The 22,928-nt window shown below is 32.7% G+C and carries 13 protein-coding genes and 1 pseudogene; 12 read left to right on the top strand and 2 right to left on the bottom strand.

Translation table 11 applies throughout. From position 1 onward, the window contains the following. Window positions 1-9: 9 nt before the first annotated feature. Window positions 10-1,668, bottom strand: a complete 1,659-nt coding sequence (locus JOC47_RS05790) for a 5'-nucleotidase C-terminal domain-containing protein (protein WP_239550946.1) — start codon at window positions 1,666-1,668, stop codon at window positions 10-12. A gap of 235 nt (window positions 1,669-1,903) precedes the next feature. Here JOC47_RS05790 and JOC47_RS05785 point away from each other — a divergent pair, with 235 nt between their 5' ends. The 7 genes and pseudogenes from JOC47_RS05785 (at window position 1,904) to JOC47_RS05755 (ending at window position 11,356) form a co-directional block, all read left to right on the top strand. Further along, the gene (locus JOC47_RS05785; RefSeq protein WP_204701119.1) at window positions 1,904-3,493 is read left to right on the top strand and encodes a methyl-accepting chemotaxis protein; all 1,590 of its coding nucleotides are present in this window, start codon (window positions 1,904-1,906) and stop codon (window positions 3,491-3,493) included. 136 nt (window positions 3,494-3,629) lie between these two features. Further along, window positions 3,630-4,367 (top strand): Mut7-C RNAse domain-containing protein, encoded by a 738-nt coding sequence (locus tag JOC47_RS05780; RefSeq protein WP_204701118.1) that lies wholly within the window; start codon window positions 3,630-3,632, stop codon window positions 4,365-4,367. Window positions 4,368-4,506: 139 nt separating this feature from the next. Next, window positions 4,507-4,770, top strand: a pseudogene (locus tag JOC47_RS05775) (DJ-1/PfpI family protein); the annotation flags it as partial. A gap of 212 nt (window positions 4,771-4,982) precedes the next feature. After that, complete coding sequence (locus JOC47_RS05770; RefSeq protein WP_204701116.1) at window positions 4,983-5,738, top strand: hypothetical protein; 756 nt, start codon at window positions 4,983-4,985, stop codon at window positions 5,736-5,738. Between the two features lie 153 nt (window positions 5,739-5,891). Continuing rightward, a complete protein-coding gene (locus tag JOC47_RS05765; RefSeq protein WP_204701115.1) occupies window positions 5,892-10,010 on the top strand; it encodes a Tle-like phospholipase domain-containing protein in 4,119 nt (1,372 codons plus the stop codon). Window positions 10,011-10,032: 22 nt separating this feature from the next. Further along, on the top strand, window positions 10,033-10,842 hold the full coding sequence (locus JOC47_RS05760) for a hypothetical protein (RefSeq protein ID WP_204701114.1): 810 nt from the start codon (window positions 10,033-10,035) through the stop codon (window positions 10,840-10,842). A gap of 310 nt (window positions 10,843-11,152) precedes the next feature. Further along, window positions 11,153-11,356, top strand: a complete 204-nt coding sequence (locus tag JOC47_RS05755) for a PAAR-like protein (RefSeq protein ID WP_204701305.1) — start codon at window positions 11,153-11,155, stop codon at window positions 11,354-11,356. A gap of 126 nt (window positions 11,357-11,482) precedes the next feature. Here JOC47_RS05755 and JOC47_RS05750 read toward each other — a convergent pair whose 3' ends face one another. Next, window positions 11,483-12,340 carry a M14 family metallopeptidase gene (locus tag JOC47_RS05750; protein ID WP_204701113.1) on the bottom strand — a complete coding sequence of 286 codons (858 nt, stop codon included), beginning with the start codon at window positions 12,338-12,340 and terminating at the stop codon, window positions 11,483-11,485. Between the two features lie 323 nt (window positions 12,341-12,663). Between JOC47_RS05750 and JOC47_RS05745 the strand changes: the two genes are divergently transcribed. The 5 genes from JOC47_RS05745 to JOC47_RS05725 all read left to right on the top strand — a co-directional run bounded on the left by JOC47_RS05745 (window position 12,664) and on the right by JOC47_RS05725 (window position 22,882). Beyond that, entirely contained in the window at window positions 12,664-13,554 is an 891-nt protein-coding gene (locus JOC47_RS05745) for a carbohydrate kinase family protein (protein WP_204701112.1), read from the top strand. A gap of 170 nt (window positions 13,555-13,724) precedes the next feature. Further along, window positions 13,725-14,522, top strand: a complete 798-nt coding sequence (locus JOC47_RS05740) for a hypothetical protein (RefSeq protein WP_204701111.1) — start codon at window positions 13,725-13,727, stop codon at window positions 14,520-14,522. A gap of 616 nt (window positions 14,523-15,138) precedes the next feature. After that, window positions 15,139-15,753: a hypothetical protein gene (locus tag JOC47_RS05735; RefSeq protein WP_204701110.1), complete on the top strand. Its 615-nt coding sequence runs from the start codon at window positions 15,139-15,141 to the stop codon at window positions 15,751-15,753. Between the two features lie 213 nt (window positions 15,754-15,966). Next, a complete protein-coding gene (locus JOC47_RS05730) occupies window positions 15,967-18,006 on the top strand; it encodes a flotillin family protein (RefSeq protein WP_204701109.1) in 2,040 nt (679 codons plus the stop codon). Between the two features lie 10 nt (window positions 18,007-18,016). Next, window positions 18,017-22,882, top strand: coding sequence for a DNA repair ATPase (locus JOC47_RS05725; RefSeq protein ID WP_338035325.1), 4,866 nt, complete (start codon window positions 18,017-18,019; stop codon window positions 22,880-22,882). The last annotated feature ends 46 nt before the right edge of the window (window positions 22,883-22,928 follow it).

Here is a 22,928-nt window from a genome sequence, read left to right as displayed (position 1 = left end):
GATTAGTATTTATTGTGCTGGAGGTAATTTTATTTTAGTATCTGGATAAACTAAATTTGGATTTTCAATATTATTTAATTTAATGATCTTAGACATTTCAACACCAAACCAGTTAGAAATTTCTGATAATGTATCTCCTGCTTCAACTTTGTAAATATAGTGGTTATTATCTTTAGCTACAGATAGAATTCTTCCATTTTGAGTAGGGGCTATAGTACCTTTGTCTTTAATATAATCAATTACTATTTCTGCTAAACCGTCTGCTTCTTGCACTGTTTCTGTGTCTTTAAGCATATCATATCCATCCCCACCAGCAGCCATAAAGTCATTGGTAGCTACGCGGTAGTATTTATTAGGTTTAACAAACTCTCCATTTACGTGAAGAAACATCCCTCTATCTCCCGCTGGCTTAGAACGGTTAAAGATAATAGACATATTGCCAACTTGTGGGAATAATCCTTCGTGAGCTGGATATTGTGTTAAACCGTGTTCAACTGCTTCCATTAGAGTTTTACCTTTCATTTTCTTAACAACTACATAGTTACCAAGTGGTAAGACGCGGATGATATCACCTTTAGTTATTTCACCTTGAGCAATAGAATCTCTAATACCTCCACTGTTAGTAAGTGCCACGTCAGCATCAGCTGCACTTAACATTGCATCGGCAACTAAATTACCTAAGTTAGTTTCACCAGTCCGAATATTTGCCCGGGCTCCATTTAGTTCTACGGCAGTTTTACCAATCACTTCAGAAGTGATTTTGTCCTGTTCTTGTTTGATTTCTTGGACTAGCTTTGTAATTTCTGGATCAGGCTTAACATCTGCAGCTTCTTTTTTAGTAATTAGATTGGCTTCGCTATTAACTAATTTTTTATTCTCAATAGTTAAGTTAACAACACCTAAGTTCTTAGTATGTTCTCCTGCCATAACAATTGGGGTATCATTGATGACTCGTCCTTCTTTTAATTCATGATGGCTGTGACCATCAACAATTAAATCAATGGCATCTACTTTTTTAGCTACATCAGCACTAGTATATTTACTACCTTCACTTAAACCTAAATGGCTGACAGCAATAATAATATCGGGATTTTCTTGTTTTTGTAGTCTATCTACCATCTTTTGAGCTGATTGAATTGGATCTTGGAAAGTAATACCTTGTACATTTTTTGGATGAGTTTTATAAGCAGTTTCTGGAGTAGCTAAACCAATAAAGGCAATTTTAACTCCATCAATTGTTTTAATTTCTCCTGGAGGGAAGGGATAGTCTTGAGTGTCATCTTTGTTAGTAATATTAGCAGCGATAACTGGAAAATCAGTCATTTCATTTAATTCTTTTAATCGTTTAACACCATAGTTGAAATCATGATTACCAGGTGTCATCACATCATAGCCAATAGCATTATAAATTTGAGCAATACTTTTTCCTTCGACTAGATTAGCAATGATTTGACCGTGAAAAGCATCTCCCGCATCAATAACGAAAACATTATCGGATTCATTGCGAGCTTCTTTGACTAGACTAGAAATTTTGGCAAATCCCATACCAGCATATTTGCCTGCTTCCACTCGGGCATGAGTATCATTTGTGTGGAAAATTTTCAGCTGTAAGTCGTCTGCTGCTGCAGTCACAGAAAAAGATACTAATAAACAAAGGACTAAGGACAATAAAAGTGTTTTTTCTTCAAAATTGCCACCTCCATAAATGATTTGGTTTAAGAGTTCATTATCTTAATTTCGTTATAGATAACAAAAATTCCTGTTAATTATTATAATTTAACTTAAATTTAAAAAATAATTGCTGAAATTTTATGTAATTTATGATATAATTATGATAATGATTATTATTTTTGTTAAGGCCAATAAAATTATTAAATAAATTGGAAGTGTTGGAGGGTTGATAATGAGATTAACTATTAAACAAAAGATTTTAGGTGGTTTTGGTATTGTTTTGTTATTGATGGTAATTATGGGAGGAGTTTCTTTTTATTTTATAGGTGAAATTGAAAATTTTAATTCAAAAGCGGAAAATTCAACTGCTGAAAAAATAAATGTTTTAGAAAGAGAGATTGATCATTTAGAATGGGTGAATTCTTTAGCAGATGTAATTTTACATCAAGAAGATTTTTCGGGAGAATTAGACCATACTCAATGTGCTTTCGGGAAAACATATTATCAATTATTGGATACAGAAGAATTTAAGAAAATGCCGTCTGAAATACAGAAAACTTTAAAAGATATTGAACAGCCTCATAAAGAACTTCATCAGTCAGCTAAAAAAATTATTGAGATTAAAGAAAATCAAGGGATACAAAATGGGCAAGGCTATCAATTAGCCTTAGAAATTTATAATAATCAAACGCATGAAAGTTTAAAGAAAGTACAAAGCAATTTTAATCAATATCAAAATTATTTAACTACTGAGCAAGAAAGAAACCTTAATATAGCAAAAACGAAAGTTAATTTAGCTCAAAAGGTGATATTAATTAGTACTATTATAGCAATTATAATTGGATTAGGAATTGCATTATTGATTAATAAAAGAATTTCTGGCCCTATAAATAAAGCTGTTAATTTTGCTGATGAAATAGCATCGGGTAATTTAACTATAGAGGCGATAGAAGTTAAATCTAATGATGAAGTTAGTGATTTAGTAACTGCTTTAACTCAAATGCAGGATAAGTTAAAAAAGATTATTACTAATTTATTAGATAAGACAGAAGATTTATCAGCTTATAGCCAGCAATTATCAGCTGCGGCAGAAGAGGGGAATGCTTCAATTGATACTACGAAACACTTAATTGAAAAGATGGCTTCTAGTATTCAACAGATTTCAGCTAGTACAGAAGAAGTAGCTGGTTTTGCTCAAGAAGCTAATGCCCAAACAGAAACAGGAGATAAAAATATTCAAGACACAATTACTAATGTAAATAATATTAATCAGTTAGTTTCTAAAGCAGTAAATGCTATTGATGATTTAGATAATAATTCTGAAGAGATTGAGAATATAATTAATTTAATTAATAGTATTGCTGAGCAAACTAATTTATTAGCTTTAAATGCTGCTATTGAAGCTGCTCGAGCCGGAGAACACGGACAGGGATTTGCTGTAGTAGCGGATGAAATTAGAGAATTAGCTCAAGAAACTTCTCAAGCTACGGATAAGATTGCTAATCTAATTGATAAGACACAGAGTAAAACTAAAGTTGGCCTTAAGGCTATTAGAGAAGTAGAAGAAAAAGCCCAAACAGGACAAACTATTGCTGAAAATACAGGAGAAGTTTTTGCTGAGATAAAAAATGCTAGTGGAGAAACTTCTGCTCAAATTGAAGAAACTGCTCATGCTTCTCAGACATTAGTTAAAGATACTGATGAAGTGATGAATGCTGCTGAAGATATCGATACTATGTCAGAAGAAGTTTCTGAATCAGCACAAGAATTAGCAACCATGTCGCAAGAATTACAAGAAGAAGTTGCTTACTTTAAAATTTAATCAAGATAAGCAGAGTTACTTCTGGGGGTTGAACTCCAGAAGTTTTTTATTTGCAAGAGGAAGAATTAATTATTAGCTAGAAGTTATAATAATACAGAGAAAATATGTAAATTGTATTAAGGAGGGCGTATTGAAGATGAAAACGGCTTATTTTAGATTTTATGCTGAATTGAATGATTTCTTCCCACCTGGACAGTCCGGAACTTGGCATCATCATCAATTTAAAGGTATCCAGTCAGTGAAAGATAGAATTGAGAGTATTGGTGTACCACACCCTGAGGTGAGTTTGATTTTGAGTAATGGAGAACCGGTTGATTTTTCTTATCATGTCCAAGCTGAAGATTCGATTAGTGTTTATCCGGCTTTTAGAACTTTTGCTCTTATTTCTGATATTAGGCTCCGCCCTCTATATGAGCCACCGTATCAATTTGTATTAGATGCTCATTTAGGTAAATTGGCCCGTTATATGAGAATGCTTGGTTTTGATAGCTGGTATCGCAATGATTATGATGATCCAGAATTGGCTCAAATTTCTGATGAAGAAGATAGGATTTTATTAACTAGGGACCATGGACTATTGAAAAGAAGTAGAGTAAATTACGGCTACTTTGTCCGTGAAGATGATCCGCGCCGGCAGCTGCATTCAGTCTTAAGCCGCTATGATTTATTTGGCAAAGTTGGTCAGCGAGGCCGGTGTACTGAATGTAATACGCTTCTAAAAGCAGTAGAGAAAGAAAAAATAATTGATAAATTAGAACCCAAAACAAAGCAGTATTATCAGGAGTTTTATTTATGTCAGCAGTGTAATAAAGTATATTGGAAGGGGTCGCATTATCAAAATATGTTAGCAGGGATTGCTGGTTTAAAGAAATAGCAAAAGATAAAAAGTAAATAGTAAGTTTAAAAAATCTCCTAGATTATTCTCGGGAGATTTTTATTTTGTATAAAGCAAAGGATTTAGGTAATAATAAAGAATTGAGCTTTGCAGGAATGCAAAGAATGGTATTTAAATACATATTATGAAAACTAATAAACCGATAGCTGCTATTTGTCATGGGATTCAAGTATTAGCTGCTGCTAATGTATTAGAAAATAAAGAGTGTACTGCCTATCCTGCGGTAAAAACAGAAGTTGTTAATTCTAAAGGAAGTTGGGTAGATAAAGATGTTGATGCTGCTCATGTAGATGATAATTTAGTTACTGCTCCTGCGTGGCCGGCTCATCCGGAATGGTTAGCTAAGTTTTTAGAGATGTTGGGAACAAAAATTAAATTATAATTTTTATTTCACATAAGTTCTCTCAATATATGACTTACTATAGTTGAAAAGATTAGAATAAAATGGTAAAATAAATTTAATGAACTATTCTTTGGGTAGCAAATTTAGATTCACTGCGAAACATGTTCACAGTAATTTTAGGAATCCGTTAATAAATGAGAGTCTGCTGTTAATTGAAGGGAGATAAAAAATTGGAGTAATGAGGTGATAAAGTGAAAGTAAATGGAATAAAGAAAATGTTGATTTTATTATTGTTAATGATTAGCATTATGGGCTGTAGTTTTCAACCAAGTGTCACCAGAAATCCTAAGCGAGATTATCCTGAGATATATCAACGGATAAAAGAAAACTTAGAAAGTGGTTATCATGAAAAATTTGAGATGAAAAAGATGAGATACATAAGTGAGACAAATGTTTATGTAGCTTATTGTAATCCAGTGGATGATAAAGAATTTGTATTTGAAGCTCGGACAGGCGGTCATAAATACGGTAATTCAGTTTGGGATAGATATGGGAGAAGACGAGTAGGGCACAATATTAATCAATATTACGAAAATATGATTGAAGACCTTTTTCCTTATGAAAAAAAAGTTTTTTATGTTAATGGGGGTACTTATTCAAATTGGGACCATATTCCTTCCCAAAAAGAATTATTTGAAGAAGATCACGAAAACACTTATATATTGCCGCATATTCACATATTTAAAAATGTAATAAAAAAAGATAAAGAAAATTTTTTAAGAAGTGTTTTACGACTCAAAGAAAAGCTAGAAGGACAAGATTTAAAGAGGTCAGGCATATATATTTATATATATAGAGGAGAATTATTTAAAGATATAGATGTAAATTGGTTACTGAATGCGACAGATGTATTTAGTAATGACATAGATTTAATGAAAGATGGTTATGATGGTCATGCAAAGTATAGTAGAGCTAGAATATACATGGCAGAAAAAAATATAACTTAAAAATTAGAAGTGAAGATTATAAAAAAATCAATTCTGTTAGTGATATTCAAGAGGATTGCATTTCAAAAACTGGTTGGGAGGGATATAAAAAAGAAATAGAAGAGATAAAAAATAGTTATAGAAATAATTATTTAATTACAGAGGAGGAGATCAATGAGTGGAAAAAAGCCAAAAGCAAATGATTATTTAAGTTTGATTTTTAGTGATATGGTTTATGAAGATTTTTATAATGGTAAAAAAGCGGATGGGGGAGATGAAAATTCTACTATAGAAGAAATATTTTTTAATTCAGCGGAAAATAGATTTAAAGATGATCCCAAATATAGAAAGAATAGATTGGAAGTTAATTATACTAACTATGATCAATTAAGTAATTGGAAATTTTTAATGAAAGATGGAGAAAATAATTTAGAAAGAAAAGAAGAGCCAAATAATTTATTTTATAAAATAAAATCTGTAATTATGAATTTTGTAATGGGTCAAGCAGGTCCTATGATCGATGCAGGAACTGACCCGGATGTATTATCATTAGTTATAAAACAAGTACCTCTGTTACCTGTGCTAGCAAAATTAAATAAAGCGGCAATTTCTTTTAATTTGACTAATTGGGCGTTGGTCAATCAATTAGAAGATTTAGTTTATAGTAAAATAGATAAGTTCTTGGAAGGAGATTTAGGTGCAGGCGATGGATTTTATGCAGCAGCTTTTGTAAATGAAGGTGATAAAGAAATAATCATTGCTTATCGGGGGACAAATGAAACTAGAGATCATACAATGACTAATTCTTTGATTGCTGCTGGTATTCCTAGTGAGCAATTTGATAAGGCAGAAAATTTTTATAAACTTATTTTAAAAGATCATTCGGAATATAAGAATTACTCTTTCACTTTCACTGGACATTCCTTAGCTGGAGGATTAGCTCAGTATGCAGCAGTTATGGCTCAAGGGAATGGTCATCATGTTTATTGTAAGACGTGGAATGGAATTGGAATTAAACATTTTAAGAATTTCTATGGTAATGAGTTTTTAGGCTATAAGGATGCTTTGCTCTTTTTAGTTAATAAAGTTTTAATAGGGGAAAGAGACTTAAGAGATGAACTTGATAAGAGGGTCTATCAGGAAATTCAAAAGTCAGATATTATTCAAGGAACTAGTATAAATTCTAAATTTGTAAAAAAGAATGAGGCAGGAATTCCGGAAATAGATAGGATTAAATTTATTAGAGAATTAGTAAAACATAGATTAGATATGATTGATGAAGCAGCAGATAAAGTAAAAAAGTTCAAGCAAGAAATCAAAGCAATTGAAGAGAGAATGGAAGCAGGAGATTATAATCAATTTACTTATCAGATGGAGTTGAATAATGATTTAAATAAAAAAAGTTTACTCCAAGGTAAGATTGACAACTTAAAAGATGAGTTGCTTAGTGAGGGTTATCAACAATTTGAAGATATTAGTGATACTGATCAATTTACTGAGCAGTTATTAGCACTGCAGAAAGATTATAAACAAGCATTAATAGAGGATAGTTTGATAAAAGAATCTGGTTTATCTTTAATTATGCCGATTGAAGAGGCTGAGGAATTAGAAGAGATAGCATTTGAACTTGCAAATAGAAAATTACGTTTTGCTGAAAAATATAAAAAATTGGATAAGTCAAATCTCCAAAATTATGCTAATTCTTATGATATTACGGGAACAATTTTTAAGCATGTAGGTAACTGCTATTTAGTAGATAAAGAATTTAAAGATAATAGCGAAATAAAATATTCGGATTTAATAGAAGAAGGTTCTCTTAAAGATGGGGCAGGTGAAATAGGAGGAGAAGAATTAGAATTAGCTAAGCAGCATGGTGTTAATATATTTTACCCTTATATATTATTAGAAAAGAAAGGTAACATAGGAGAACCAGAAAATTATAAAGGCGGGACAGCAGAAATCGGAGAGTTAACAGATAGTTTGAGTTATGATTATTTGCGTTCAATAATAAAATATATAATTTTAGAAATAACTGATGATGGTAATGATTTAAAAGAATTAGAAGAGTTATATTTAAAATATAAATCAGCTAGTAGAAAGAAGACTGAAGAAACTTTTCAAGATAATTTATTTAAATTATCTAAGGCAACTTTATTTAATAGTGTTAAACAGCAAGGTCGGAAGTTAGATGAAGTTACTAAAAATAATATTAACCAGGATTTAAATGAAGAATGGATAACAATAGAGGAGTCTTCTTTGCTAAAAATATTAATAACTATTTATAATGAATGTAAATATACAATAGTAATTGATGAAAATAATAGTGAGTATAGCTTAGATACTGCTATTTTAGCGCAACTAAAGAAAATAGATGAACAAGACAGGAAAAAATTATGGCGCTGGTCATCATCTGGAAACATCAAGCAGTTATTCTTAGGGACAGCAGGGGTAACGCAGGAGGAAGAAACAATCTACCACAGCACTCCAATTACTAATTCTTCCCAACAGATAAAAATGAACATTACGGCTCCACCAAATAGGCATAATTTATTTGGCAGCAGTAAACTAGAAGAGAATAGTAAGTCTCAAAGAGATCCGTTTGAGTTTGTGATGGGCATGGGCCAAATAGATACTTATAATCAAGACAGTGATCCCCAGACTGATATCATAATTAATGAAGTACAGTTAGGAAAGAAAATTGAGATTCAAGAGGAGTATTTAAATAATCTAAAAGAAGATGAAGATAAGTATTATGGCACTGAAATATATGAAGAAGTATTTGCAGAGCAAGATTTTAAAGTAGAATATCACTTACAGCCTAATTTTAGTCAACCAGAAGAAAACGTACTGATTGCTTATTACGGGCCAAGCGCAACTAAAGATGGTGTGACTGAATTTACGACAGAAAAGTTAAATAGGACAAGAATAGATGAGTTTGTGAATGGAGATTATGGCATCTATCTCCCGCGTGTACATAGAGTAGAAGGTAGTTTAGAGGCGGAGATAGTTGATGATGGAATCAGAGAACTGCAGTATTATGAGATTTATGCCCACCGCCAACAGGAAAACTCTAAAATTAGTGGTGATGGATTGAAAATTGCTCTACCGAATGGCGAGCAGAAGTTATTAGGTCAAGACTTAGAATTTAAAAATGAAGTAGAACTTATAGAGAATAAATTAAAGTATGAATTCACGGATAAGTTCGGCTTTTATTATGCTTATATTCCTGAAGAGTCTACTGTAGAAGTTAATTATAGTTATGGGGCAAGTTTTGGCAATAACAAACAGTACTTTTCTAAGTACGGCGGTAAAGTCATAATAGATAACTATCAATATGGTGACTTTGGTTTAGAATTTATCGTGCCGGAAGATGTGTTATACGGTAGTAGGAGAAGATACGATCTTGAAGATGAAGTAGTTAATTATGCCACAGTCCTCTACGGCAGTCGGAATTTGGTAGTCCAACTGGATAGAAGTAACTGTGAATATAAATTTACTGCAGGCAGCAGCGGTTTTTGGCAGCATAATAATACTGTAGAAGAGGAAAGTAACGGCAGTGGAAAGATACTGCTGAAGTTTGGAAAGCAGGACTATAGGGATGCAGCTAGTTTATTAAGTAAGACTGAAGTTGCAAAGGATACGCAAAAAAATGTCTGTTTAAATGGTGATAAGATCACTTTTACTTATCTAAAAGAGCTGGGCAATTTAGTAATTAATTTTGGTGACTATAACAATGCCTTATTAATTAATGGTTTTGAAAATGGAGACTACGGTCTGAACCATGCTAAATTCAAGTTTCAAGATAACCGAGGTCAGTCACCAGACCAATATATATTTTATAACGGAGAATCAACTCCAACTTACAAACGAGAAGATGAAGGAACAAGTAGTTTTAACGGCGTCGTTATGGAATCAGACGGCAGCGGCAAGATCCTACTAAAATTATTTGGACAACTGCATAATTTAGCTGAACTTAATTTTAAGCAGTTACCTAAGCTGAAAAGAATAGCTAATTCAGATGGTAATACTTATGGAATAAAGACTTTTTATGAAGTTAAAGTCAAGAAATATAAAACGGCCACTTTATATTGTGAGTATAGCCAAAATTGTTATGACGACAAGTATGATTTAGTAATTAAATATGGTTCGAATCAGCAGTGGAAGATAATGATTAAGAAGTTTCGGAACGGTGATTATGGAATTAAATTACCGCTTAATAGGATTGATGAAATAGCTGGAGCTAATTCTAAATTCAATCGTAAAGAAAGGGATAAACTAATTTGTTATGCTTAAAATTATTTGAGGGTGGGGTAAAATGACAGGAAAGAATGAATATCAAAAGACTAAACTAGCTAAAGATGAGCGTGAAATTAATATTGATTTAGAAAAAAGAAAAACTAAAATTAAGATTAATGGCAATTTGATTGGCCCGGGGATTAAAGAAACAGAGGAAGAAGATATAGATTATAAAGATCAATATGATAATAAATACCGTAAAGAAGATGGTAACTTAGTGATGTTATATTTAGATCAGAATAATGAATTAAATTGGGCTTTAATTGATGATTTTAAAGAAGGGGATTATGGTTTGTGGCTAGATAAACCTGCTCCTTATTATTTAGAGCAAGGAAAGATATTTGAGCAAAGTGCGGAAGAAGAAGATACTAAAGGTGCAGTACTAGGAGTGAAAGAAAATCAATACTTAAAAGAAGAAAAACGAATAAAAAATAATTTTTTATGGATTTACCGAGGCGATAAGATAGTCTTTCCGGAAGAAAAAGAAGAAAATAAAAAGCAGCAAAACAAAGAACAAAGTAAAGCTCAAGGTCAAGTTGCTGCTAGTGTTGGTAGCAGTAGTGAGAAAGAGAAAGGAAAACAAGGTGCAGCAACTAATAGGAACAGTAATAATAGAGCAAGTTATAGTCAGACGAGCAAAAATAATAGCGGCGGTAATAGTCAAGGAAGTTCTAGTGGAGGAGGTCAGTTGTATGTCTGTTCTGGTGCAAGGCTGAAATGTAGCGCTGGAAGTACCCCCAGTCAATTACAAGTAGTATCAGGACATAATTCTAAAGTCTGTGGTAATTTAATTGCAAATGTTATTGCATTAGTTGTCAGAAAACCCTAATGGGCTTGCCTTTGGGTTAAATGACAACATTTTAGAAATAATTGAATATTATTTCTAAAATAAGATATACTAAATATAAGTCAAAAAAATGAAACCCTACGATAAAGAGTAAGCGACAACCAAGCTGCTCTATAAAATTAGAAAAGGGTTAAAATATAATACATACCGTCGGGCTGACGGGAATTCAAGCTTCTGGAGGCATTGTAAGTTGCCTCAACCAGTCTTTTGGCTGGTCTAGAAACTGTAAGACCTGATTTGTCTTACCATTTCGGTAGGTTTAGATTAGGCTCGTTTCAATGAATGAAGAAACCTGAACGGGCTTGCCCTTCAAGTAGGTCATTGCAAAATTACTGAAAGCTCTTGTACGCCTAGTCTTCCCTCACCATGGACTAAGGTGAAAGAAAACGTGAAAGTTGGTCAACAGTCTGCTTTATTGGAAGGTTCTAAATTAATGTGTTCTACTGGCGGTCAAATAAAAATAGTTGCTCCTGGGCAAAGTATTCTTAAAGAATGAGAAACTGGTAGTGCCCAGTTGTAATTAGTGAAGAGTGACAATTAAAAAATAAAAAGTAAAGAGTAAATTCAAAATTTAAAAAGAAAAAACTAAAAAAAGATAAAAATGGGTAGACGAACATTTTTATTAGATATTAGCAGCTAAAGTAAGCAAAATAGTCCGTGTATTGTGCCAGTATTGTTCTAGGTTGTCAAAGGGTAAAGATTTATCCCCATTTTTTTCACCAATTTCAATAGTAAAACCAGGGCGTTTGAATTCTTTGATAAACCAGTCTTTATATCCAGCTGCGTACTTATCACTTTCTTGTGGTGAGACTAGTTTATAACCGGCAGCTTGGCTTAATTTCTGGGCCAACTGATAATCGTGGTGGTACTGCTGCTTGCTTTGATTATAGTACCAATAAATGACCTGCCCACTACTGTGAAAAGCAACTACTGCAGCAAAATCTTCTTGCCGCGTGAGGTTTGCTAAAGCTTTACTTTCCGGCTCGCTTTCAGGGCGTGGTCCTTTGTAATGAGCAAAATGAGGCTCTGTTTTTGATTTAAGTTCTCCCCAATGAGCTGGAAATTGTTTATTGAGGTCAACACCTCGTCCATTAGCTTTCCAACGTTGAAAGTCATTACTCCCTTCATTAGCTTTCAGATAAAATTCTTTGCTTTTTAAATTTATATTAGTGAGGCCCTGAGTAGCTATTTCAATCCCGTCGGGATTGAGCATCGGGATAAAATAAAAACTAATTTCTTTTAAAATATTATCTAATTTATAGTTAGCAATGTTGTCTTTTTGGATATGATCTTCAATTAATTTTAGAATCAGTAATGAAGTGATACTTTCACGACCGTGAACACCGCCGACAACTGTAATTTTTTTAGGACCTGTACCTAATTTGAGCAGGTATAGTTTTTTATTAGTTAGTGATCTACCGAAGGAACTTAGAGCTAGAGAATCGTAGTGTTTGCTTAGTTGTTTAATATCCTGCTGCATTTTTTGGTAGTTATATTCTTTTTGGGCTGTAATAATTTTAGCTGGTGTTTGTGGGGTAGGAGAGAGATTATTGTTTTTATTAGAATGATTAGGTGATTGATGATTAGAACAAGCAATTAAGATTATAGCAGTAAGTCCGCAAAGTAAAATTAAATTTATTAAAATTATTTTTTTGATTTTTGTTCATAAGGTCACTTCCTTTTTAATAAAGTTGTAAGGATAATAATAGTTTGAACAATTATTGCTTATTTTATTCGCTAGAGTAACAAATGTTCGTTATAATATAAGTAAGAAAACTATTTTAGAAAGGAGTTAGAATAATAATGAAAAAAGTATTAGTCTTTGGTGGAGTTTCTTATAATACTATGGTTGAGTTAGGAGAAACTGTAACTCTTAATCAAAGCTCGTTATCAGCAGCAGATTATCATGAAACAGTTGGTTCTACTGGAGCTGGAAAGGCTTTAGCATTAAATAGACTAGGAATAGATTTAACTCTCCATGGTGTAATTGGAGATGATCGTTACGGAAGAATAGTAGAAGATTATTTAATTGAGGAAGGAATTGATTTTATTTATGATATTGATCCCGAAGGAACAGAACGACATGTTAATTTAATGACTAACCAAAATACCGAAAGAACTTCAATCTTTTTACATACACCGCCATACGATATAAAGTTAGATGAAGCAAGAATAGAAGAAATGATTAAGAATAGTGATATCATATTATTAAATATAGCTCCCTATTGTAAAAGATTTATTTCGTTAATAGAAAAATGTGAGGCAGAAATTTGGTGTGATTTACATTCTTATGATGATCAAGATGATTATTGTGAGCCCTTTATCAAGTGTGCTGATAAATTAATCTTTAGTTCTGAAAAAGTTGATAATTATAGAGAAATTATGAAAAGTTGGATAGAGGAAGGGAAAGAATTAGTCGCCTGCACTCATGGAGCAGCAGGCTCAACTCTTTTGTCAGCTAAAGGAGAGTGGATAGAAGAATCTAGTTTAGATTATGAGGTAGTAGATACTAATGGAGCAGGAGATAATTTCACTGCTGGTTTATTATATGGTTATCTTAATAATTTCAGTTGGGCTGAAGGAGCTAAACTGGGAACCATTGCTGCTGGATTAGCAGTAACTTCTAAAGAATTGACTGCTGGAGAATTGAGTCCTACTAGATTAAAAGAAGAGTATAATAAATATTATAAATAGCCTTTATCAGCAATATAATAATATTAATGTAACTCCCTGCAATCATTGATTACAGGGAGTTATTGAATTTTTGCAGTAACTTAGATATTACTTGACATCTAAAATATTAAATGGTATTCTAAAAACAGTATATTTTTCAAAATAATGTAATAAAAGATAGGGGAGTAAAGTTGATTAAAAAATTGCTTATTCAAAAGTTGGTTCCAATTGTAGTGAGCGTAGAAATCATTTTGTTTGTTGACTCTCTGCAGCAGTTTGGATGGGGGATTTTAGCAGGTGCCTTATTAGTGGAGGTGCTAAATTTGTCGTTAAGCAATGGATATAAAAAAGAAGAAAAATTAAAAGTAGATATAGATGAGAGTAAAATGCGAACAGGTAATGTTTCTTATAAGCAGGAGATAATTTCCTTTATTGCTGAATTAAAGACTCAATTTAGTGATTTGACAAATACTAATCATTATCAGGAAAGTGCTCGTTTGGCTTTAAATCAATTATTAAGAGTGATTGAAAAGTTTGAAAAGTTTAAGAATATTTTAGATATCAAATTAGATAAAAACGGAATTACTTATCAAAAATTCATGAGGGTCACAGAAGAAGTATACTATAATATTTTAGATAATTTGGCCCAAGTTAAAGATATTTATCAATCGATAGAGGATATTAACCTTAATTATATTAATTCAAGAATTGAGTTACTAGAAACTAAAGATGAGTTAACTGCAGAGATGGGAGATGAACTTAACTCATTAAAAGAGAAAAAAGAGATGATTTTAACTGAATTGCAGGCAATTAATAAATATCTTTCAATTAATGAACAAGCAATTACAGACTTAGATAATATGAAAATAAAATTAGCAAAGTTAAAAACAATTTCCCAACATGCTGATAGTGAATTAGATTTAAGTATTGTCAATTTGAGAAAAATGGCAGCTAGTTTGAATAAATACGAAGGTAATAATAGTAATTAGTAATGAGTGACTAGTGAAGAGATAAAAGTCAAATACAAGAGTAAAGCAGAATAATAGTGATGAGTAATCAGTAACAAATAATCAGTAAAAAACACAAAAGACAGTGAAATAGAAAAACAATAATAAGTAATCAGTGAAGAGATAAAAAAAAGTGAGGAGTAATGAGTGATCAGTAAAGAGACACAAAATAAAAGTCAAGTGCAACAGTAAAACAGTGATGAGTAACAAGTAATCAGTGAAGAGATAAGATAAAAGTCAAATTCAAGAATAAAGCATAAAAACAGTAAAACAGTGATCAGTAAAGAGACACAAAATAAAAGTCAAGTGCAAGAGTAAAGCAGTAACAAGAAAAAGCAGTGACAAGAAAAGAGTAACAAGTAAAAAGTAACAAGAAAAATAATAATCAGTGAAGAGTAAAACAGAAAAAACAAAAACAGTAACTCCGGTTTTGTGGAGATTCTAACTGTTGTAGAGACTTTGCATTGCCAAGTCTAGGTTGTAGGTTTTATTACAATACTGCCAAGTGTAATTAAAACAAAAATAACAATGATGAGTTATGAGTAACGAGAAAGTTACACAAGAGAATATCATTAAGCCAAAAGGAGAATGAAGGTTTATGGAGTATATTGCATTTGCGTTTAGTGGGATAAATATACTGCCGTCGATGTTGTTAATGATAGTTATTTTTTATTGGCTGTCAGTGATATTAGGAGTCTTTTCAGTTAATGTGATAGATTTTGATCTTGATTTCGACCTGGATTGTTCTTCGAATCTGTATTTTGACGGCGGTGTTAAAATAATTAAGTTTCTTAATATTGGTGCGGTACCAATTATGATTTATGGGACTATTTTATTTCTTGTATTGTGGGTCTTAAGTATGTTAGTGTATTATACTAATATTTCTCCCCAATCGTTCGGGGGATTTTTAATTTTTGGGCAAAATATAATTATAGCAGTTTTGCTTACCAAGGCTTTAACTGAGCCGTTAACAGGATTTTTTGCCGCCATGGAAGATAGCAGCAGTGTAGAGATAGTGGGAAAAGATTGTGTGTTGAAATCTACTATTAATGCAGAAAATATAGGGCAGGCAGAAATTATGGTTGATGGCTATCCGATTGTGATTAATGTTAAATCTGTAGGAGATACAATCCTAAAAGGTAGTGCTGCGGTGGTAGTATCTAAAGTGGAAGAAAAGGATTTATATATAGTTAAAGAAAAATTGCTTAATTAAATTCTAGGACAAGAGTTAAGGTGATTCTTAATAAAACTAGAGTTTGAATATCTGTTAATAAGTTGATTTAATTTAATTATTTTTTTAATGTTAAATGGATAAAATATAAAAATATGCAAAATTATGTTTTAATAATTAAAGCAAATTTAAACCTTAAATAAATTGGATCAACTTAAAAAATAAAAGCTATATTATTATGAGGAGGAAAATTTAATGTTAGAGATGGTGTTGTATGTAGTAGGAGGTATTTTATTTCTTGTTTTTATTGGATTTCCTTTATTATTACTCTTATTTTACAAGAAAGTAGGTCAGGGAACAGCAATTGTCAGAAATGGAATTGGGGGAGCGAAAGTTTCTTTCACTGGAACTTGGATGGTTCCTATCCTGCACCGCTGGGAGACAATGGATGTTTCAGTAAAAAGAGTAGAGATTCATCGTGACGGCAAAGATGGGTTGGTCTGTAAAGATAATTTACGAGCTGATATTAAAGTAGCTTTTTTCGTGCGGGTTAACCATACTGAAGAAGATGTGCTGCGGGTAGCAAAGTCTTTAGGGACTAAAAAAGCTTCTGATACGGATACGTTAATGAGATTTTTTGATGCTAAGTTTTCTGAAGCTCTAAAAACTGTAGGAAAGAAGTTTGATTTTACTCAATTATATACAGAACGAGATACCTTTAAAGAAGAAATTTTACAGGTGATTGGCACTGATTTAAATGGTTATGTCTTAGATGATGCAGCGATTGATTACTTAGAACAGACAAAATTGGATTACTTAGATGAAAATAATGTCCTTGATTCAGAAGGAATTAAAAAGATTACAGAATTAACTGCTACGCAGGCTATGGAAGCAAATGAAATTCAGCGCAACAAAGAAAAAACAATTGTCAAACAGGATGTCAGTGCTAAAGAGGCAGTTTTAGAATTAGAACGCCAGCAGGCTGAAGCAGAGGAAAAACAGAAGCGAGAAATTGCTAATATGAAGTCTAGAGAAAGTGCGCAAATCAAGACTGTGGAAGAAGAAGAGAGATTAAAGTCTGAAAATGCGAGAATTAAAACTGATGAAGAAATCGCAATTGCAGAAGAGAATAAGGATCGTCAGATAATTGTTGCCAAAAAGTCTAAAGAGGCGACTGAAGCTGTGGAAGAAGAGCGGGTGACTAAGGAACAAGAAATTGAAAAGACGGAACGAGAAAAGGTAGTTTCTTTGGCCCAAATAGAAAAAGATAAGAACTTAGAGAAAGAAAAGAAAGATATGCAGGAAGTAATTCGCGAACGAGTGATGGTGGAAAAGTCGGTAGCTGAGGAAGAAGAAAAGATCAAAGATACTAAAGAATTAGCAGCAGCTAAGCGGGCTAAAGATGTGAATATTACTACTGCAGAAGGTGATGCAGAAGTAGAGGCACTGCAAAAGATTAAATTAGCGGAAGCAGAGAAGCAAAGTGAATCGGAATTAGCTGAAAAAGAGGTTATTAAGGCTGATACTGAATTAAAGACTTCGCGCAAAAAGGCAGAATCGATTAAGATTATGGCTGATGCTAATGCCGAAGAATCTGCTGTAGAAGGTATTTCTGATGCTCGAGTGATGAAGGCTAAAGCTGAAGCGTCTGAAAAAGAAGGTGCTACTCAAGCTAAAGTGAAAGAAATGCAGGCTGAAGCAGAAGCTAAAGCAATCAAGTTAACAGGAGAATCTGAAGCAGAGGTAGTTAAAGGCAAAGCTGTAGCAGAGGCAGAGGGGATTAATAAGAAAGCGGAAGCAATGAAACGATTAGACTCTGTTGGTAAAGAACACGAAGAATTCAAGTTGAGATTAAATAAAGATAAAGAAATAGAGTTAGCCGAAATCAATATCCAACCTCAAATTGCCCAAGCGCAGGCTGAAATCCTGAAAGACGGCTTACAGAATGCTAATGTGGATATTGTCGGTGGCGAGTCTATGTTCTTTGATAACTTAATTAATTCGATTACGAGAGGAAAACAGGTAGATAGATTAGTTGATAATTCTGATGTCTTAACTGATGTTAAAGATACATTTTTCAGTGGAGATAGAGACGAGTTTAAACAAGAGGTTAAATCTTTAATTGATAGTTTTAATTTAGATTCAGAAGCAATTAAGAACTTAACTATTTCTAGTGCAATTATGAATTATATGAATGACGCCACTGGTACTAAGAAAACTGTATTAAATCATGTGTTAAGTAAAGCTAAAGAGCTAGGGCTAGCTAATACTCCAATTAAAAAGATAATGGAGTAAGGTGGTTAAAGTGGCTAAAGAATCTACAACAGAAGAAAAACAGGATAGTTTTGCTTCTTATAATGTGATTAGAAACCGGTTAGTAGAACGAGCGGAAGAATTGCAAGAAAAATTAACTAAATTAGAAGAAAAGCGAATAGAAATCTATGGAGAAACAAAGAATAAATTAAAGAATAGTGAAGCAATTGTAACAGAAAATAGTTGTATACCGCGTGATATAGTTTCGGTTGGGGAGCAGGTTATTTTAGGTTATAATGTGCACTTAGGCCTAAAATCTGAAACTAAATTAAGCGATGTCTTTTCTCTTTATCAGTATAATGGGACTAGATTTGTTAAATCGGATTATACGCTGCTGGATGATGAGAGTTTTAAAGCAGACTTTAAAGAGTTGTATCAATACTATAAAGAAAGTTTTTTTGCTAAGTTTTATGAAAAGAACGGTTTTCTGTATATGGTCTTTCAAACCGGGGATAATGTAGATGATATTAAAAGTTTCAAGTGGTTAGTTAAAGATAATCAAACTATAGAATACTTAGGAAATAGATTTAGTCATGAGATCTCTTATCCACCTCAACAGGAGATTGAATGGATTGAAACGACAAGAGAAGACCAGGTGGCTGGTCTTTATCCCCATATTTCAATTGACGATCGTTTGTTTGTAGAAACTATTAATGGCGATGTAACCCTAAAAATAGAGAATAATACAAATTCAGGGAAGGGAATTTATTCTGATGAAGTAGAACGGAAAGACCAAAAGCTTGATGATGCAACTATCTTTTACGCTGTAGTAGGTAACTTTATTTTACTAAAGATTAAACCTTATCAAGAAGAGAATTATCGTTATATTGTCTTTAATGAAAAGACAGAAGAAGTAGAGCGCATAGACTCGATTGGTAAATCAGTGGTTTTATTACCAGAAGACCAAGGCTTGATCTTTCCTGACGGTATTTTTCTGCAGTCAGGAGAATTCAAGCGTTTTCAGTTAAATTATGCCAATATGGTTTTTCAAAATAAAAAGGCTTCGCTCAATGGAGAAGACTATCAGTATATTTTTTATGACCGCGTAACTGGTGAATATTCAATTCATAATTATAATATTATTCATCAAGATATTGAGACGCCGATTATGTGTAATGGCTACACTCATTTTGATAATGGAGAGATGATAATTTTTACTGCCGCTCAAGAGGCGAAACGGAACCATACGATCCAAATTTGGGAAACGCCTTTTGGTAAAGAAGTAGGCACTGATGCTGCAGAGAAAAGTGATGAATTTCTATATAATATCGGCAATAAGCAGATAGTTAGGGTCATGGCAGATTGTTATTCGCTGTATAATTTATCTAAAAAAGATGACAGTTACTATGGTTTGTATGTAGATATAGTTAATGATGCCGAAAATATTATTAATAACTATTTCTGGCTTGATAAACCGGAAGCTTTTAAGATTAAAGAGTCTCTCCTAAAGATTAAAGAAGCAGGAGCAATTGCGATTAAAGAGTTTGATAAGGTCAGCAAAATCAAGGAAAACACCGAGCAGCAGTATCAGCAAGTTAAGGAAAAAGTAACTAAGATTACAAAAGCAATTAGCTATGCTAGTTTTGAGAATATTAATGACTTTGTCAAATATCTAACGCAAATTAGACAGGTGAGAGGCGAAATAGCGGGGCTAAAGGACCTGCAGTTTATGGAAGAAGAGCAGGTGGAGGAATTAGCGGAAGAGATTAAGGAAAAGCAGGAGACCTTGGCCCAAGATTGTATTAACTTCCTGCTGCAGGAGAATAGTTTAAAACCCTATCAAGAAGAAGTACAAGAAATTAAGGATAAATTACCGGAGATTGAGAAAGTAGTAGATGGTGAAGAATTAAATAAAAAGATAAAAAAAGTCTCTGAAGAATTAGAAATGTTAATTAATATAGTTAATAATCTAAAGATCAAAGATGCGACTAAAACTTCAGTGATTATTGATAAAATTTCGGCGTTATTCTCTAATTTAAATCAGCACAAGTCACAGCTCAAAAACAAAATAGATAATTTAAGTGCGCAGGAGAAAGAAGCTGAGTTTTATTCTAAGTTAAATCTTTTAACTCATTCTGTAGCTAATTATTTAGAACTATCAACTACTGTTGAGAAAACTGAATCATATATGTCTAAAATTATTATCCAAATTGATGAGTTAGAGAGTAAATTTTCTGAATTTGATGAGTTTATAGTGCTACTGACTGAAAAAAGAGAAGAGATAGTATCTACTTTTGAAGCTAAAAAGCAGCAGCTAATGGAACAGAAGAATCGAAAAATTGATTCTTTAGGTAATGCGGCGGATAGAATTTTTAAAAGTTTAAAGAATCGGGTTCATTCTTGTGATGAAGTAGCAGAGATTAATGAACTACTATCTACTAGTCCAATGGTTGATAAGATAAGAGATATTATTGCAGAATTAATTGACCTTGGAGCGAGCACCAAAGCAGATGATATTGAAAACAAACTTAAATCGTTAAGGGAAACTAGTATCAAGCAGTTAAAAGATAAGCAGGAATTATTTTTAGATGAGAATACAATTAAGCTCGGCAATCATCATTTCTTAGTTAATAATCAAGAAGCTGAGTTAAGTTTAATGCGTAAAGATGACGGCTTTTATTTTCACATTTCCGGTACTGACTTTTGGGAAGCGATTGAACAAGAAGAATTTAGTGCTTACGAGCAGGTGTGGGAGCAGGAAGTAATTTCTGAAAATAAAGAAGTTTACCGAGCTGAGTTTTTAGCCTATAATATCTTTAAAAAATATGAGGAGCAAAATCAATTAGATAACCTCTATCAAAAAGATGAGCAGGCTTTAACTAAAATCATTAAAGATTATATGCAGCAGCATTCTAATGAATATTATACCACTGGAGTTCACGATCATGATGGACGAAAAATACTAAAGGCAGTAGTAGAGAAATACCGTGAATTAGAATTAGCAGCTTACAGTCCTCAAGTTAGAGCAGTAGCAAACTTGTTTTGGGAGTTTGGTTTAGCATCAGAGAAAAAAGAAAAGTTGCAGCGGAGATTAAAAACAGTTAATGTCATAGCTAAGTATTCGCAGCGGGAGTTAGTGGCTAGTTTTATCCCTATCTTAGCGGCTGAAATCAAATCATTTACAGCAGATAATGAATGGATTAAATGTAGTCAGTATCACAAAACAGCAGAATATTTAGCCAAAGAAATAAGTCAAAATGAGGCTTTTGCAATTAGTAAAGAAGCAGCAGAAATCCACCAGCAGTTTGCTGATTTTCTAATTGCTAAGAGTGCTAAAAGTGATTTTGATAGTTCAGTGGAAAAATTAGCAGATGATTTGGAAGGAAAGTATATTTTAATTAGTGAATGGCTGCAGTCTTATTTACATGAAGAAGAAGTGAGTTTTAATCATTATGTTGATGAAGTATTATCTATTTTAATGGTTGATGATTATGAGCAGCGGCGTATAATTAATGAAGAATCGCAAATTGAGATTGATAATTTAGTAGGTACTCATCCTCAGCTTGATAATGGGCAGTATCAAATTAGCTTAACGGATTTTTTAGCTAAGTTAGATAATTTTAAAAACAATATTGTGCCCCAGTATCAGGAGTTTCAGCAGTTAAAGTTTGCTAAAATTGCGGAACTTAAAAGTAGGTTTAATTTTGAGGATTTAAAGCCGAGTGTGCTGACTTCTTTTGTCCGCAATAAATTAATCGATAAAGTTTATCTGCCGTTAATTGGTGATAATCTAGCTAAACAGATTGGAACGGCTGGTAAAGATAAGCGGACTGATAACATGGGAATGCTGTTGATGATTTCTCCGCCGGGTTATGGGAAGACGACTTTGGTGGAATATGTGGCTAACCGCTTAAGTATGATGCTGGTTAAAGTCAATTGTCCGACAATTGGGCATGGGGTAACCTCACTTGATCCGGCGGAAGCTGAAAATGCTAGTGCGAGGGAGGAACTCGCGAAGTTGAATTTGGCCCTGGAGATTGGTAATAATGTGATGATTTATTTAGATGATATCCAGCATTCTAACCCTGAGTTTTTACAGAAGTTTATCTCTTTATGCGACGGTCAGAGAAAGATAGATGGTGTCTATCAAGGCCAAAGTAAAACTTATCAATTTAGAGGTAAAAAGGTAGCTGTAGTAATGGGCGGTAACCCTTATACTGAAAGTGGAGATAAATTTAAGATTCCTGATATGTTAGCCAATCGGGCTGATGTCTATAATTTAGGTGATATGTTAAGAGAAAATGAATCGGCTTTTAAACTTAGTTATATTGAAAATGCTATCACGTCTAATCAATATTTAAATAATATTTATATGAAAAATCAAACAGATATCTATCAACTATTAGAGGATATTACAACTAAGACGCAAGAAGAAATGAATTTGCAGGGTAGTTATACTGAAGAAGAGTTAGAAGAAGCCCAAAAGGTATTAGAAAGTTGTCTCCAGATTAGAGATGAAGTGCTAAGAGTTAATATGGAATATATCAAATCTGCTTCGCAAAATGATGATTATAGAACAGAACCACCATTTAAACTGCAGGGGTCTTACCGGAATATGAATAAAATTGTAGAAAAAGTAGTCCCGATTATGAATGAAGATGAATTGGATAAGTTGATAGTTAATAGTTATATTAATGATGCTCAGACCTTAGCAACTCATGCTGAAGCTAGTTTGTTAAAGTTTCATGAAATTACTGGACGGATGACAGCAGAGAAAGAAGAAAGATGGCAGGAAATAAAAGAAATCTACCGTAAGAAAAAGTCCAATCAAGACGGGCAAAAAGTAATCCAAGTGGTCAATGAATTAAATAACATTGGAGAAAATTTAAAGTTGATTGGTAGTAGTTTAAAAAATTAATAATTAATATGTAATTAAGAACATGTCTGAGATTAGATATGTTCTT

This window comes from Halanaerobacter jeridensis (assembly GCF_016908315.1).
GTDB lineage: Bacteria > Bacillota > Halanaerobiia > Halobacteroidales > Halobacteroidaceae > Halanaerobacter > Halanaerobacter jeridensis.
Note: the sequence above shows the minus strand (reverse complement) of the source record. Positions and strands in the feature narration are given on the sequence as shown.

What these genes read in the sequence shown, in the direction of transcription:
- JOC47_RS05785 (WP_204701119.1), top strand. Translation starts at nt 1,904, where the DNA reads ATGAGATTAACTATTAAACAAAAGATTTTAGGTGGTTTTGGTATTGTT.
- JOC47_RS05780 (WP_204701118.1), top strand. Translation starts at nt 3,630, where the DNA reads ATGAAAACGGCTTATTTTAGATTTTATGCTGAATTGAATGATTTCTTC.
- JOC47_RS05765 (WP_204701115.1), top strand. Translation starts at nt 5,892, where the DNA reads ATGAGTGGAAAAAAGCCAAAAGCAAATGATTATTTAAGTTTGATTTTT.
- JOC47_RS05760 (WP_204701114.1), top strand. Translation starts at nt 10,033, where the DNA reads ATGACAGGAAAGAATGAATATCAAAAGACTAAACTAGCTAAAGATGAG.
- JOC47_RS05750 (WP_204701113.1), bottom strand. Translation starts at nt 12,340, where the DNA reads ATGCAGCAGGATATTAAACAACTAAGCAAACACTACGATTCTCTAGCT.
- JOC47_RS05745 (WP_204701112.1), top strand. Translation starts at nt 12,664, where the DNA reads ATGAAAAAAGTATTAGTCTTTGGTGGAGTTTCTTATAATACTATGGTT.
- JOC47_RS05735 (WP_204701110.1), top strand. Translation starts at nt 15,139, where the DNA reads ATGGAGTATATTGCATTTGCGTTTAGTGGGATAAATATACTGCCGTCG.
- JOC47_RS05730 (WP_204701109.1), top strand. Translation starts at nt 15,967, where the DNA reads ATGTTAGAGATGGTGTTGTATGTAGTAGGAGGTATTTTATTTCTTGTT.